General features: G+C 41.7%; 11 protein-coding genes and 1 other annotated feature. Of the genes, 10 read left to right on the top strand and 1 reads right to left on the bottom strand.

Features of this window, described 5'->3' with window-relative positions; genetic code table 11:
- The first annotated feature begins 3 nt into the window (after nt 1–3).
- From purH to EQG49_RS02920, 10 genes are all read left to right on the top strand, one after another.
- Nucleotides 4–1,533, top strand: coding sequence for a bifunctional phosphoribosylaminoimidazolecarboxamide formyltransferase/IMP cyclohydrolase (gene purH / locus EQG49_RS02965; RefSeq protein ID WP_133362567.1), 1,530 nt, complete (start codon nt 4–6; stop codon nt 1,531–1,533).
- 20 nt (nt 1,534–1,553) lie between these two features.
- A complete protein-coding gene (purD, locus tag EQG49_RS02960; protein ID WP_133362566.1) occupies nt 1,554–2,801 on the top strand; it encodes a phosphoribosylamine--glycine ligase in 1,248 nt (415 codons plus the stop codon).
- 44 nt (nt 2,802–2,845) lie between these two features.
- Nucleotides 2,846–4,507, top strand: coding sequence for a formate--tetrahydrofolate ligase (locus EQG49_RS02955; protein ID WP_133362565.1), 1,662 nt, complete (start codon nt 2,846–2,848; stop codon nt 4,505–4,507).
- Between the two features lie 330 nt (nt 4,508–4,837).
- On the top strand, nt 4,838–6,052 hold the full coding sequence (locus tag EQG49_RS02950; RefSeq protein WP_133362564.1) for an OFA family MFS transporter: 1,215 nt from the start codon (nt 4,838–4,840) through the stop codon (nt 6,050–6,052).
- A 1,105-nt stretch (nt 6,053–7,157) separates the two neighbouring features.
- Nucleotides 7,158–8,165 carry a rod shape-determining protein gene (locus EQG49_RS02945; RefSeq protein WP_243115771.1) on the top strand — a complete coding sequence of 336 codons (1,008 nt, stop codon included), beginning with the start codon at nt 7,158–7,160 and terminating at the stop codon, nt 8,163–8,165.
- A gap of 103 nt (nt 8,166–8,268) precedes the next feature.
- Nucleotides 8,269–9,117, top strand: coding sequence for a rod shape-determining protein MreC (mreC, locus tag EQG49_RS02940; protein ID WP_133362562.1), 849 nt, complete (start codon nt 8,269–8,271; stop codon nt 9,115–9,117).
- A gap of 59 nt (nt 9,118–9,176) precedes the next feature.
- Nucleotides 9,177–9,722, top strand: coding sequence for a rod shape-determining protein MreD (mreD, locus tag EQG49_RS02935; RefSeq protein WP_133362561.1), 546 nt, complete (start codon nt 9,177–9,179; stop codon nt 9,720–9,722).
- A 44-nt stretch (nt 9,723–9,766) separates the two neighbouring features.
- Nucleotides 9,767–10,008, top strand: a binding site (T-box leader).
- 95 nt (nt 10,009–10,103) lie between these two features.
- Nucleotides 10,104–10,745, top strand: coding sequence for an amino acid ABC transporter permease (locus EQG49_RS02930; protein WP_133362560.1), 642 nt, complete (start codon nt 10,104–10,106; stop codon nt 10,743–10,745).
- 39 nt (nt 10,746–10,784) lie between these two features.
- Nucleotides 10,785–11,420, top strand: coding sequence for an amino acid ABC transporter ATP-binding protein (locus tag EQG49_RS02925; protein WP_133362559.1), 636 nt, complete (start codon nt 10,785–10,787; stop codon nt 11,418–11,420).
- Between the two features lie 102 nt (nt 11,421–11,522).
- Nucleotides 11,523–12,362, top strand: a complete 840-nt coding sequence (locus EQG49_RS02920; protein ID WP_133362558.1) for an amino acid ABC transporter substrate-binding protein — start codon at nt 11,523–11,525, stop codon at nt 12,360–12,362.
- Nucleotides 12,363–12,499: 137 nt separating this feature from the next.
- Here EQG49_RS02920 and EQG49_RS02915 read toward each other — a convergent pair whose 3' ends face one another.
- Nucleotides 12,500–14,509 carry a glycosyltransferase family protein gene (locus tag EQG49_RS02915; RefSeq protein ID WP_133362557.1) on the bottom strand — a complete coding sequence of 670 codons (2,010 nt, stop codon included), beginning with the start codon at nt 14,507–14,509 and terminating at the stop codon, nt 12,500–12,502.
- Nucleotides 14,510–14,575 lie beyond the last annotated feature (66 nt).

The raw sequence follows: 14,575 nt of genomic DNA, 5'->3' as shown, positions 1-14,575 counted from the left end.
ATTATGAAGCGTGCATTGTTGAGTGTTTCTGATAAAACAGGTTTGGTTGAATTAGCGCAAAGTTTACATGAATTAGATTATCAATTGGTTTCAACGGGGGGCACGTTAAAAGTTTTGGCGGCCGCTAATTTACCAGTGACGCCGATTGATGAAATTACTGGTTTCCCTGAAATGCTGGATGGTCGGGTTAAAACTTTACATCCGAATGTCCATGGTGGCTTGTTAGCTCGTCGGGATTTGCCAGAGCACATGGCGACAATCAAAGAACATGGGATTGAACCAATTGACGTGGTAGTCGTTAATTTGTACCCATTCAAAGAAACTATTGCTAAACCTGATGTAACATTTGCCCAAGCAATCGAACAAATCGATATTGGTGGACCATCAATGTTACGTTCAGCTGCTAAAAATCACGCTGCTGTGCTCCCAATCGTTGATCCAGCAGATTATCCCCAAGCGATTGAATTACTAAAAAATGATGGTTTAACACCAGCTGTTCGGCGTCAATTTGCCGCAAAGGTGTTCCAACATACGGCCGCTTATGATAGTTTGATTGCCAACTATCTAACAACGGAAACATATCCTGAAAACTTAACTTTGAGTTTTACAAAATACGATGCCTTACGTTATGGTGAAAATGCCCACCAAAGTGCGACCGCCTACGTTAGTGATCAACCTGAAAACTATTCAATTTTAGCAGCCGAAGTATTGCACGGTAAGAAATTATCATACAATAACCTCCGCGATGCAGATGCAGCATTACGTGTAATTGCTGATTTTAATAACAAACCAACAGTGGTGACGTTAAAGCACATGAATCCGGCGGGAATTGGTCAAGCTGATACGCTATTTGAAGCTTGGGATAAAGCCTTTAAGGCTGACGATATTTCAATCTTTGGTGGTGTGGTTGTTTTAAATCGTGAAGTTGATCTAGAAACTGCCCAAGCAATGCACAAGATATTTTTAGAAATTATCATTGCGCCTAGTTACACTGAAGAAGCGTTTACGGAATTGGCTAAAAAGAAAAACTTGCGCTTATTGCAATTACCAATTAATCAACCAATCGCCGCTAAGCAAGATGTGGTCTCAGTTCTAGGTGGGATTTTAGTTCAAGACCGTGATTTAGTAACCGAAGACTTAGCTGATTTTAAAGTTGTTTCAGAAGCACAGCCAACCAAAGTTCAACTTGAAGCGCTAGTCTTTGCGCAAAAGGCTGTAAAACACGTTAAATCTAACGCAATCATTGTGGCTGCTAATGGCCAAACGTTAGGCGTGGGGGCTGGGCAACCTAACCGGATTGACTCAGTTAAAATTGCCATTGATCACGCCCAAGTTAAACCAGCATTTGGCGAAGCAGTTTTAGCATCAGATGCGTTCTTCCCAATGAACGACTCAGTTGAATATGCTGCAACGCATGGAATTACAGCGATTGTCGAACCAGGTGGCTCAATTAAGGATCAAGATTCAATTGATAAAGCCAATGAACTGGGTATTGCGTTGGTATTTTCAAATAATCGCCACTTTAAACACTAAAAACACGAGGAGAATTTTTCATGGCGCAAGTTTTAGTGATTGGAACAGGGGCGCGTGAACATGCTTTTGCCCAAAAGTTAATTGCTAGTCCCCAAGTTGATAAAGTTTTTGTCGCCCCGGGGAATCCAGGTATTACTGGTGAAGGCATTGAAACAGTCGCCATTGCAGTTGATGATTTGGCGGGCTTAGTTACTTTTGCTCAGCAACAAGCGTTTGAATTAACGGTTGTTGGGATGGAAAATCCTTTGATTGATGGAATTGTTGATGAATTTCGGCAAGTTGGATTACCAATTTTTGGGCCAAGTGGAGCAGCGGCGGTGCTTGAAGGCTCAAAATCATTTACAAAAGACTTATTACAAAAATATGCAATTCCAACTGCCAAATATCAAGTCGTCAATGATTTTGTGAGTGCGCAAACATACATTGCGACCCAAACTTACCCCTTAGTATTCAAAGCCGATGGTTTGGCGCTTGGTAAAGGTGTCACGATTATTGAGAGCGCGGGAGCTGCGCAACAGTATCTAACGCAAGTGTACGCGCAGGCGCCCGATACAAAATTGGTGATTGAAGAGTATTTGGTTGGACAAGAATTTTCATTGTTTAGCCTCGTAGGTGAAAATCAAGTGATTCATACGCCGATTGCACAAGATCACAAACGGTTATTGAATGGTGATTTAGGACCAAATACAGGTGGAATGGGCGCATATAGTCCTGTGCCACAGTTTAGTCAAGCTATGGTTGATGCGGCAATTCAAACGATTGTTGAACCAACTTTAGCAGCGATGAAGGCAGAAGGTCGACCATTTACTGGTATTTTGTATACCGGCATAATGCAAACCGTAACTGGCCCTAAAACGATTGAATTTAATGTGCGTTTTGGTGACCCGGAAGCGCAAGTTGTTTTGCCGCAATTAGAAAGTGATTTATATGAAGTGTTGCTAGGGTTAGTTACGGGGAAACCAGTTTCGGCTAAGTGGCAAACAGCACAAACATACCTTGGCGTTGTGTTGGCATCGAGCAATTATCCAGTCAGCGCCACGAAAGGCCAAATCGTACCAACCAACGTGCCCAAGCCATTAGAAATTAATTATGCTAGTGTCGCACAGTCAACTAATGGCTTAGTGACGGCAGGTGGACGCGTCGCAACTGTAATTGCGCACGCGTCAGATATTGAGGAAGCGCAGCATTTAGTTTATGATTACTTAGAGCAACTCGACACACCCTTGCAATATCGTCGTGATATTGGTGCAAAGGCGCTTGTCAATTAGTTAATTGAAACTGATAATAATCCAGATAACTTAGGAGAAAATGAATGCTGACAGATATTGAAATTGCCCAAGCTGCAAAGCTACAACCAATCAACGAAATTGCTGATAAAATTGGTATCAAACCTGAAGAATTAGAACAATACGGTCACTACAAAGCGAAATTAAATTTGCAAAACCGTAAAAATGACCCAATGAAGGGGAAGTTAATTCTGGTAACTTCGATTAATCCAACCCCTGCTGGTGAAGGTAAGTCAACGGTAACTGTTGGTTTAGGTGATGGTTTATCACGCCTCGGGAAAAACGCCATGATCGCACTACGTGAACCATCACTTGGCCCCGTGATGGGTGTTAAGGGTGGTGCAACGGGTGGTGGTTATAGCCAAGTTGTCCCAATGGATGATATTAATCTTCACTTTACGGGTGATTTTCATGCTTTGACAAGTGCCCATAATACATTGGCAGCGGTGATTGATAATCATATTTATCAAGGGAACGCTCTGAATATTGATCCACGCCGGATGATTTGGAAACGCGTTTTAGATATTAATGATCGGGCTTTACGCCACACAATCATTGGGTTAGGTTCACCAACTAGTGGGGTTCCTCGTGAAGATGGGTTTGATATTACGGTGGCTTCAGAATTAATGGCAATTTTGACGCTTTCAAATGATTTGTCAGATTTAAAAGCCCGTATTAAGCGCATTGTGATTGGTTATACTTACGATCGTGAACCAGTGACAGTTGATCAGCTTGGTGTTGCGGGTGCTTTGACGGTGTTACTTAAAGATGCAATTAAGCCTAACTTAGTGCAAACGTTGGCGCACACACCAGTTGTGGTGCACGGTGGTCCATTTGCTAATATCGCCCAAGGTACCAATTCAGTTCAAGCCACGCGGGCAGCTTTGCAGTTGGCTGATTATGCCATTACTGAAGGTGGTTTTGGCGCCGATCTTGGTGGTGAAAAATTCTTGGATATCAAGACCCCAATTTTAGGTAAAACACCAGATACAATCGTGATTGTTGCGACAATTCGGGCGCTTAAACTCCACGGTGGTAAGCCATTAGCCGAATTAGATAACGAAGATGTCGCAGCTTTAGAAGCCGGTTTGGCTAACTTAGGTAAGCATATTCAAAGTATGCAACGCTACAACGTTCCAGTGGTCGTGGCAATTAACCAATTTACCGCTGATACGGATGTAGAAATTGCGACTGTCCAAGAATACACGAAGCAATTCGGCGTGGAAGCCGTGTTAGCTAACGTGTGGGCAAATGGTGGTGAAGGCGCCGAAGATTTAGCACGGGCAGTTGTAGCTAGTGTTGAAAACACGGGTGAATTTAAACCACTCTATGCCCCAGAAGATGAATTAATGACCAAGATGGAAAAAATTGTGACGGAAATTTATGGTGGTAAGGATGTTGAACTTGATGCCAAAGCAAAGACACAATTGAAGCGTTTCCAAAAGCTTGGTTGGGATAAATTACCAGTCGTGATGGCCAAAACACAATATTCATTGACGGATAATGCTAAGCAACTCGGCGCACCTAAAGATTTCACAATCCATGTCCGTGAATTCATTCCTAAGCTCGGGGCAGGCTTTATTGTCGCCATGACTGGGAACGTGCTTACAATGCCTGGTTTGCCGGCAGATCCAGCAGCAAACCATATCGATATTGATGAAAATGGAACAATTGTGGGCTTGTTCTAAAATTATTGATCCTATTACGTCTGGCGTGGGATTGAATAAACTAGTGAAAAATAGGTACCAACCACAGGCCGTAGTAGCATGGAAAAAACACTGATAATAGAACCACAGTAATTCGATGATTGAAAAGTGCAATCCGCAAGCTTAGATTGCACTTTTTTAGTTAATTTTACCTATTTTAACGAAATGGAATTCTCAAAGTTCGTGTTTTTGTTATTTTTAGAGAAAAAATAAATCGAAATGTACGCATTTTGTGTTTACAAGAGCTAGTTGGCTATGATTAAATAGGGTAGTAGTGAATTGCATTTTACAGCAGAGAAGAATGGGGTTTGAATGGAAAATAAATGGATGCGCGCAGCGTTACCTGCATTGTTAATTCATGGGAGTATCGGGACAGTCTACGCTTGGAGCGTTTTTAAACAATCCGTGGCAGACTATATTGGGGCTTCAGTGCCTAACGTCGAGTGGGCCTTTTCAATTGCGATTTTATTTTTAGGCTTATCAGCCGCAGTTCTTGGGCATTTTGTTGAACAAGATATTAAAAAGTCGGCTTTGCTATCAACCTTGTTTTTCGTAGTTGGAATGATTGGAACAGGCTTTAGCATCCAACATAAATCATTAATAGGGATTTATATTTTCTATGGGGTAATTATGGGCATTGGTTTAGGGATTGGCTATTTGACGCCAGTTAAGAATTTGATGCTCTGGTTCAAAGACAACAAGGGGTTGGGGACTGGACTTGCAGTTGCCGGATTTGGCTTAGCTAAGATGATTTTTTCACCAATTATGGTAGCTTTGACTAACTCATTTGGTTTATGGCAAATGTTTATCATTTTAGCAGTCGTATTTGCTATCATGATGTTGACTGGTACGGCACTGATTCGGAAACCGTTGAATTGGCATGAAGAACCATTAGTGAATAAGTTCAAGCCAACTGCTTTCTTGAAAAACTCAACGTTTATTGGTATCTGGATCATGTTTTATCTAAATATCACGGCGGGATTAGCGATTATTTCGCAAGAAAAAGATATCTTGGCTGATTTGACTAATGCGCAAGGAGCAGTTTTCTCGGTTGCAGCAATCACCCTAGTTGTTAGTATTGATGCGTTCTTCAATGCTGCGGGTCGGGTCGGGTTTGCAACCTTGTCAGATCACTTGAAAGATCGTAACTCGGTTTACAAATTAATTTTTGGTATTTCAATTATCATGTCACTGTTGGCGTACTTCCTACCGGATACAAGTGCGGCGATGCCAATCATCTTGGTTGCAACCTTCTTCTTAATTAATGCGGGGTATGGTGGCGGGTTCTCTGCGTTACCACCTTTACTTTCTGACCGTTTTGGTATGAAAGCCATCTCAAAGATTCACGGACTTGCGCTTACTGCGTGGGCGGTAGCTGGTTTGTCAGGTAATCAGTTGGCAAGTTACATCGTCCATGGGCTAGGGATGACCTATCAAACAGTGTTTATTGTCATCGCTGGTCTGTACCTTATCGCATTCCTAGTATCAGCACTAGTTGTTAAGCCCACGCAGATGCTAGTTGAATAATAATATTTTATCCTCATGCAGGAAAATCATTTTATGATTAGCTGCATGAGTTTTTTCTATTCTGACTAACGTGGGATTGAATAAAATTGGCCACTCCGTGCCAGTAAATTACTTGGCGCACCACGCTGGAAGCAACCTCCCAAGCCAAAGTGCGGTCTTGTGAGGTTTGGACAAGCTGGGAGTCTAAGGAATAAATTCCTAAGACTCCTCATCTTATCCTCAGCGGCGACATGTGTTTCACACATATCACCCCAGTCGCGATGTAAAGGCTACGCCCGCCAAGCAATTTACCGGCACTCCGTTAGTTAGGTATAATGCTCCAACTAGTCAGGCCACAGTAGCATGAAAAAACCAACACCAAGGACCAATAGAAATTCAGTAATTAGGTGATTGAAAAGTACAGAAACGGCGATTCTGCACTAGAATAAATAGAAACAGTTTTTTGTTCTGGTAGGTTGTTTCCAACGTGGTGCGTTAAGTGATTTCCAGGCACACAGTGGATTGAGGGACCCGATTCCGTCTGCCGTGGGATTCTCATTTCTGTACTGTTGTTTAAGAGTGCTCGCGTATCACGGAATATACCTTAGGCACTAGTTTTGAGCACATCACATAATCAGCGATAACTGATTTGATTGATTCTGTGTTCCAACGAATTGTCAGAAGTGATATTTTAATCACAGACAATTTACTGCGGTAAAAATGCGGATAGTCAAAGAGTAGACACGCTATATCAATAACATATCGATTTCACGAACCAATTTTGATTAATACTAATTTACGTATTATTAATTCTGAACGATCACTGAATTACAGATTGATTAAACTTGCGCGTTATTTCAGCGGCTTAATTGGTTTTCAATGATTTTCGGCCAACTACGACTTTTTCAATCCCACGCCAAACGGAATACATAATTATGCGTGGTATCCTCATTTTGATATCGTGGGTCAGCGTATAATACAATGGTATAATCACCCGTCTGAAATGATGGCAGACGACACAATTAATAAGAACTTACTAAGAATTGGAGTTCAAATACTGTCAAGTAATTTTCTGTATGGTATAATACACGGAGTTATGAACACAGTGACGAAAGGAAGTAGCAACGTGTTATCATTTGGACAACGAAACATTGGAATTGACTTGGGTACAGCAAATACCCTTGTCTATATTGAAGGTAAAGGAATTGTGTTGCGCGAACCATCAGTGGTAGCGCGTAATACTCAAACAAACGAAGTCGTCGCTGTTGGTGAAGCAGCGCGGGAAATGATTGGTCGGACACCTGGCAGTATTAAGGCGATTCGCCCAATGCGCGATGGTGTCATCGCTGATTATGACACAACAGTTGCCATGCTTAAGTATTACTTAACGAAGGCCCTTGGAGCGCGTGGTCAAAAACCATACGTAACCATTGGAGTACCATCAGGTGTGACTGCGGTTGAAAAGCGGGCAGTAATTGATGCTGCGCGTGTTGCCGGAGCGCGTGATGCGTATGTGATTGAAGAACCATTTGCTGCCGCTGTTGGTGCCGGATTGCCAGTAATGGAACCAACCGGCTCAATGGTTGTTGACATGGGTGGTGGTACGACCGATGTGGCCACGATTTCACTTGGTGGGATTGTGTCAAGTCGCTCAATCCGTAAAGCTGGGGATGCTTTAGATGAAGCAATCTCAACTTACATTCGTAAAAAATACAACGTGACAATTGGTGAACAAACGGCCGAACGTTTGAAGTTTGAAATCGGTTCAGCCGATGTTGAAGCAGCCAAGACAATGGACGGGGCACAAGCGCGCGGGCGTGATTTAGTTTCAGGTTTACCTAAGACTATCGAAGTGACCGCAGAAGATGTTGCCATGGCCATCAAGGACGTGATTGCTGAAATCATCATTGCCATTCGTGAAACATTAGAAGAAACTTCACCAGAAATTGCCGCTGACGTTATTGATCACGGGATTGTTTTAACTGGTGGTGGCGCTTTACTTAAGCACTTAGATGATGTCATTTCAGAATCAACTAAGGTACCAGTATTTATTGCACCTGAACCATTAGATGCAGTCGCAATTGGGACTGGTGAAGCTCTGAAGTCAATTGATGCTTTACGAAAGACTAAATAAAGTTAAGAATTCATAAATGGGCGCGCTTGGGAAACCTGTGCGCCTTTTAGTTGTTATACACTAGAGATAGTAAATAAATTTTAAGATGAAAGAGAGGATCAAGTTGATGAAGTTTTTTTCAAGTCGTCGACTAGTGTACTTTATCATTGGTGTCATTGTGACGATTGCTTTGTTAACTGGATCGGTTATGATTCGTGATCGCCGGGCGACACCACCATTTATTCAAAAAATTGGTAACGATGTTTCGGGATTAATAGCGCGAGTGATTAATTGGCCAGTTAGTGAAGCCCATCAAGGTTACGATTCCGTGGCACAACTCCTCTCAACTTATCAAGAAAACACAAAGCTTCGTTCCAAGGTTGATGATTTGGCCCAAGAAAAGGTGCGTGCCCAAGTTTTAGAAAACGAAAACAAAGCATTGAAAGCCCAATTGAAGTTGGGAACTACATTAACGGATTATTCATTAATGAATGCAGTTGTGATTAGTCGGGCACCATCATCATGGATGAGCCAACTAGTAATTAATGTTGGTCAAAATGCGGGTGTTCAAAAAAATATGCCAGTTGTGGCTGGTAAAGGTTTGATTGGGCGTATCAGTGAAGTCGATGGTACGACAGCTAAGGTTGAACTATTGTCGGATGATAATGAAGCGGCTAACCGCTTTGCCATTCAAGTGACGAACAAGGCCGGTGAAACGGTGCACGGTATTATTACGAGCTTCAATAAGGATACTAATCGGATTGTCATGGGTGAAGTGACTTCAAAGGTTAAAATCGAAAAGGGCGATAAGGTAATTACGAGTGGGCTTGGTGGTGTGACACCTGAAGGTTTGTATGTTGGTCAAGTTGATCAAGTTACAAATGGTGACACTGGCCTGTCTAAGTCGGTTATTATTGAACCAGCAACAGACTTTGGAAATATTCCAGTTGTTTCGATTGCAATGCACAAATAATTATTAAAAAGCGAAGTGTGAATCAACCGGCAGTTGAACACACTTAAAGGGGAAGGCGCATGTTTGGATTGTTTGGTGGTTATCATACAAAATTAAAATGGATTTTCCCCTTAGTGATGTTCTTTGCTTTGTTTTTGGACGGAGCACTGTTTAGCAACATGGCGGGGATTTTAACCCGTGGTGGGAATCATATTCTACCGATGTTTTTAGTCATCTGGCTAGTTTATGGCGTTGTTTATCAATTAGATGATGACGGTATCCCATTGTATGTTTGGGCCCTTGTGGCTGGGTTGATTTATGATATGTTCTATACAGGTATTATCGGTGGATTTACCGTAGGATTACCAGTAATGATTTGGTTAGCTAGAGAATTACGGTATTACTTGTCTGATTCGGTTTTGTCGGTTTTAATGGTTTTCATTTTATCGCTGACCGTTTTACAAGTGTTTAGTTATTTAGCTGCCAACGTGGCTGATTTAATGGTTGATACGCCATTGATGTATATTTTACACACGTTTACGCCAACTCTAGCTCTAAATGTGGTGTTGGCGGCGGTGCTGTATGTGCCACTTAATATGCTGTTTTCATACCTGAAAGAAAATTAATTTGGTTGACTTTTGTGAGCTTGGTGTTTATGCTTATTTTTAAGATAAAAACGAAGAACAGAAGAGTAGTTAATGGCAATGTACAGAGAGCCTTGGGGAGTGGAAACAAGGTCAGCGTCATTAATGAACCACGTCTGTGAGTTGATTAGCTGAATGTGACATATGTCAGTAGGCTAGTTCGGGTAGCATCGTTAACGTGCTAGGGTTAATTATTTAACCCTGTAAGGATAATTGTGTGAACAATTATCGAACATGAGGTGGAACCGTGCAGATAAGCACCCTCTTAGCTATTAATAGCTGAGAGGGTGCTTTTATGTTTTATGGAATACAACGTTTTACAATTGATAATACTAAAAATAATGAATATGTGAGGATTAGCGAATGCACTATATTGAAACCATTTTGCCATCATTGCTCTCCGGGGCGTGGATGACATTGAAAGTCTTCTTTTGGACGATTGTCGGCGCTGTACCTTTGGGAATTTTGGCCGGCTTGGGATTGAAATCAAATATCGCACCACTCCGGTGGGTGTTAAATGGCTATGTCTGGTTAATGCGTGGCACGCCATTGTTGCTCCAATTGATTTTTGTTTTTTATGGGCTACCAATTATTGGAATTGTGTTCCAACGTTATGACGCGGCCTTGTTTGCCTTTATTTTAAATTATGCAGCATACTTCGCAGAAATCTTTCGTGGTGGTATTCAAGCGGTTCCACAAGGACAATATGAAGCGGCTAAAGTATTACATTTATCACCAATGCAAACCCAGCGTAAAATTATCTTACCGCAAGTGTTTAAAAGTGTAGTACCACCAATTGGGAACGAAGTGATTAACTTGATTAAAGATTCGTCGTTGGTTTATGTTATTGGCCTGGGAGATCTTTTACGGGCGGGGAATATCGCGGCTGCACGCGATGTCACGTTAACACCGTTCATCATGGTTGGGATTATCTATTTACTCTTGACTGCGGTGACAACATTGGCCTTACGCGCCTTTGAAAAGCACTATTCTTATTATAAATAAATGCGCATAAGTTCAAACGAATTATGAAGGAGTAACTGTATGTTAGAGTTAAAAAATATAAAAAAAACATTTAACGGGCGAACAATTCTTGATGGTATTAATTTGTCAGTCGATGATGGTGAAATTCTTGCTATTGTTGGTCCTTCTGGTGCTGGTAAAACAACTTTGCTCCGCTCATTGACGGGGTTGCAAAGTGTGGATAGTGGTGAATTTTTACTGGATGGACAACCATTTGATCCACAAAGTCAAAAAGCAGAGGATAATATTATTGGGGTAGTTTTCCAAGATTTTAATTTATTTCCTAATTTATCCGTGTATGAAAATGTGACGCTTGCCCCTAAGCTGGTTTTGAAGCAGGCTAAGGCAACATATGATACTGTGGCACAGGAGTTACTGCAAAAGTTGCAGTTGAGCGATAAAGGACAATTGTATCCATTTGAACTTTCCGGTGGTATGAAGCAGCGCGTAGCAATTGCCCGGGCTTTGGCGATGCGACCACGCTTATTGGCATATGATGAACCAACGTCGGCCTTGGATCCATCAATGCGCGATGAAGTTGCTGATTTATTATTACATTTAAAAGCTGATGGAATTACGCAAATTGTCGTGACCCACGATATGGAATTTGCTAAAAAAGTTGCGGATAATATTTTTACAGTTAATGCACTTAGTTAATGCACCAAATGGGACAGTTATTCTGCCAATTCGTGGCTAGCACAAAATTAGCCGAAGCACGCAAAATAACCGGTTCCGGATAATAAAAAAGGAGGGAAAGCCATGAAACATCGCGGTGTGCTAATAATCGTTGGATTTGTGTTTGCCATTGCCTGGCTATTAGTAATAGTTGGCCCTGGCTTAACGGTTGGGCATAATTTTAATGAAAATAATAATTGGTCGCGTTATGAAAAAAACAAAAAAGTAATTATTGGACTGGATGATACATTTGTGCCGATGGGTTTTCGTAATAAACAAGGTCAAATTGTTGGTTATGACATTGATTTGGCTAAAGCGGTCTTTAAGCAATATGGCATCACGCCGGTTTTTCAACCAATTGATTGGTCAATGAAAGAAACTGAATTACGTAATGGGACGATTGACATGATTTGGAACGGTTACTCAATGACGCCGGCTCGAAAGAAAATTGTCGCATTTTCAGCACCATATCTTGCTAACGGCCAAGTATTAGTCACATTGAAAAAGAATCACATCAATAGTTTTACCGATATGCGGGGGAAAGTTCTAGGGGTACAGAGTTCATCATCTGGACAAAGTGCGTTAGACGAACACCCCAAGGTACTGAAAAATCTAATTGCTAACAAGCAACCAGTCATTTACGATACATTTATGAATGCGATTAATGATTTGAAGGCCGGCCGGATTCAAGGCGTGTTAATTGATCGCGTGTATGCAGGTTATTATGTTGCAAATGAGCCAAATCCTAACATGTATCATGTAGTAGCCGGCGATTTTCCCGGTGATCAGTTTGCAGTTGGTATGCGTAAATCTGATACCACTTTACAAACTAAGGTTAATCAAGCCTTTGCTAAGATGCAACAAGATGGGCAACTTGCGCAAATCACTAGGAAGTGGTTTGGGACAAATCCAACAACTAAATAGTCAGTCCATTTGGTACACATTAAATAAGCCTGCTTTCATTCTTACTACGGTAAGGAGAAAGCAGGCTTATTTTTTTTGCCGGACGAGTTATGCCAAAATCGTATTTTGCGTAGGTTGCGGCGGTTGAGTCCGGCGTGTTATTTGGTTGAAAACATAAAGATAAAGTAGCGGTGCTTATCAGTAGCTAACCCGGTTACTGCATGCTGTTGTAGGTTAAATGGTGCACCTTGCAAGCGTGCGGGGATAGCGTGATCAGTGTTATTAGTCAAACTGAGCGTGTATTTGCCGGGTTTGAAATGATAATCGAGTGATGTTGCACCATCACCATTGGGCGCCAGCATACTATCGGTTGTCATATTTGAGTTTTGATAAATGACCTTGTCATGGTAACTAATCGTTAAGGTGCCCAATTGGTTGGCTTTACGACGAATTGTTAGGTACTGTTGTGCCACAGGAACGTCAATGACTTGGCTGACGGTTGTATGCGCTGGAATCATCGTGTTAGGGTAGCCAAAATTAGTACCCCAGTTTGACATCTGACCATATGAACGGAACGGAACTGTTGCTTCTGTTTGCTTCATGACAGGTCCCGCGGTAAATGCGGCTATCGTAAAACTAACAATTGCGATAATACCTAACGCTAAGCCTTGGCGCAAACGCGGTTTAAAACTACCGGAGTTTAAACGCGTGCTATGCCAGCCTTTAATTGCCAAGTAGAATGTCGGGATAATCACCGCTTCTCCGTACCGATTATTAGATTCCCACATCAAAGCATGGAAGACTAACAAACCTGCTATTAAAAGGGCAGCCAGCAATCCATCAGCAGTTGGTTTTTTAAATTGACGCCATAAACCAATCAGCGCAAATATCAGTACAACCATCATACCAACGCGCATCCAAATCGAGATAAGTTCACTGATACGGCGTGGTTGAGCAAAGTAAAAATGCGGTGCGTCCCAAAATCCATCAGTATAACTTTTATTCAAAGCACCCTGATTTTGGAGGTTGCCTAGTTTGGTGACTACCAAGCTTAAGTAGCCAAGTGGTTTCATATCGGCTAAGCGGGTTTTAATAATCGCAGTGTCATTTGCTTTACGAGCGGCCAAAGTTGGTTGTCCAGCAGTTAAATCGACGTCAGTCTGCGAATAGGCGCCAAATGAAGCTGGGTTGACGCCCATCATAATCCAGTGTTGCATTGGAAATTCGTAGGTAGTGTCAACTTTAAAATTGGCTGCATTTTTAAGGGCAGTCGTCGCAGGAATTGCAATGACAGTGGCTAAAATAATTGTGATAACCGCCGCCCAGGTACGCTTACTAATTGCGGTTTTGCGCAACCATAAAATCAATACCCATAATAAGAGGGCAGGCACAACCACAATGAAATTAGGCTTAATTAATTCAGTAATGAAGGCAGCTAAGGCTCCGACTGTAATCACACTAATTTGGTAGGCGCGTTTATTACAATTTTTATGTTGAATTGTAAGTAAGGCCAATAGGACTAGACCAAACCCTAAGATACTAAAACTATCTGAATAAAAGATGTGTAAATTGTAGGTATAAAGGAATGGCGTAAATGTGAGCCAAGTTTGGATGGCCACTAATGTTGAAACTTTTTTCGTAGTTACATAGCCAGCAAGTAGTGTTACGATTGCAATCCCGTTGGCCATCAGGAAGGCGAAACCTTTAACTAAAGTAAGTTCGCCTAAACCGGTCCAACTAGTAATTTTAAGTAACCAACTTAAAATTACCGTAATTGGTACATTGTTGGTTGCTCGGTCAAAGTAAACGGGCCATTGTGGTAAATTGTGTTGGGCTAGTTGAATACCAGTGACAGTCGTACGAAATGGATCCCGTACCAGTGAGATTTCAAAATTTTTCAGGCTGAAAATTTGGGCGCCAAGCATAATTACGTAAAGTAACCCTAACAGCCACCACAGGGAGCGATTCGACCGGTGCCCAATCCAATCGTGTAGACTAGCGGCAAACCACACACATAGGAGCATTAAGGGGATTAACGCTAACCCGTAGAGCCATGAAAGGGTCGGGAAAAACGTTGAAAAGAAAGTGTTGGCGATTAGGCCGATTGTGATAATAAAAAGGACGGCACTAATCGTAAAGCGGTTTAAAAAATTCCCAATGCGTAACATTTGAGACCTCGTATTAATATTTTATGTCAGGAAATACCTAACAGAGTTACTTTAGCAGAAAACAGG

It is taken from the genome of Periweissella cryptocerci (genome assembly GCF_004358325.1).
Taxonomy (GTDB): Bacteria; Bacillota; Bacilli; order Lactobacillales; family Lactobacillaceae; genus Periweissella; species Periweissella cryptocerci.
The sequence above is the reverse complement of the archived record's forward strand: the minus strand, read 5'-3'. Positions and strand labels throughout refer to the sequence as shown.

Excerpts from the sequence above, each read along its gene's own strand:
- mreD (WP_133362561.1), top strand. The coding sequence starts at position 9,177 with ATGTTTGGATTGTTTGGTGGTTATCATACAAAATTAAAATGGATTTTC.
- EQG49_RS02920 (WP_133362558.1), top strand. The coding sequence starts at position 11,523 with ATGAAACATCGCGGTGTGCTAATAATCGTTGGATTTGTGTTTGCCATT.
- EQG49_RS02915 (WP_133362557.1), bottom strand. The coding sequence starts at position 14,509 with ATGTTACGCATTGGGAATTTTTTAAACCGCTTTACGATTAGTGCCGTC.
- EQG49_RS02950 (WP_133362564.1), top strand. The coding sequence starts at position 4,838 with ATGGAAAATAAATGGATGCGCGCAGCGTTACCTGCATTGTTAATTCAT.
- EQG49_RS02925 (WP_133362559.1), top strand. The coding sequence starts at position 10,785 with ATGTTAGAGTTAAAAAATATAAAAAAAACATTTAACGGGCGAACAATT.
- purH (WP_133362567.1), top strand. The coding sequence starts at position 4 with ATGAAGCGTGCATTGTTGAGTGTTTCTGATAAAACAGGTTTGGTTGAA.
- purD (WP_133362566.1), top strand. The coding sequence starts at position 1,554 with ATGGCGCAAGTTTTAGTGATTGGAACAGGGGCGCGTGAACATGCTTTT.
- EQG49_RS02930 (WP_133362560.1), top strand. The coding sequence starts at position 10,104 with ATGCACTATATTGAAACCATTTTGCCATCATTGCTCTCCGGGGCGTGG.
- EQG49_RS02955 (WP_133362565.1), top strand. The coding sequence starts at position 2,846 with ATGCTGACAGATATTGAAATTGCCCAAGCTGCAAAGCTACAACCAATC.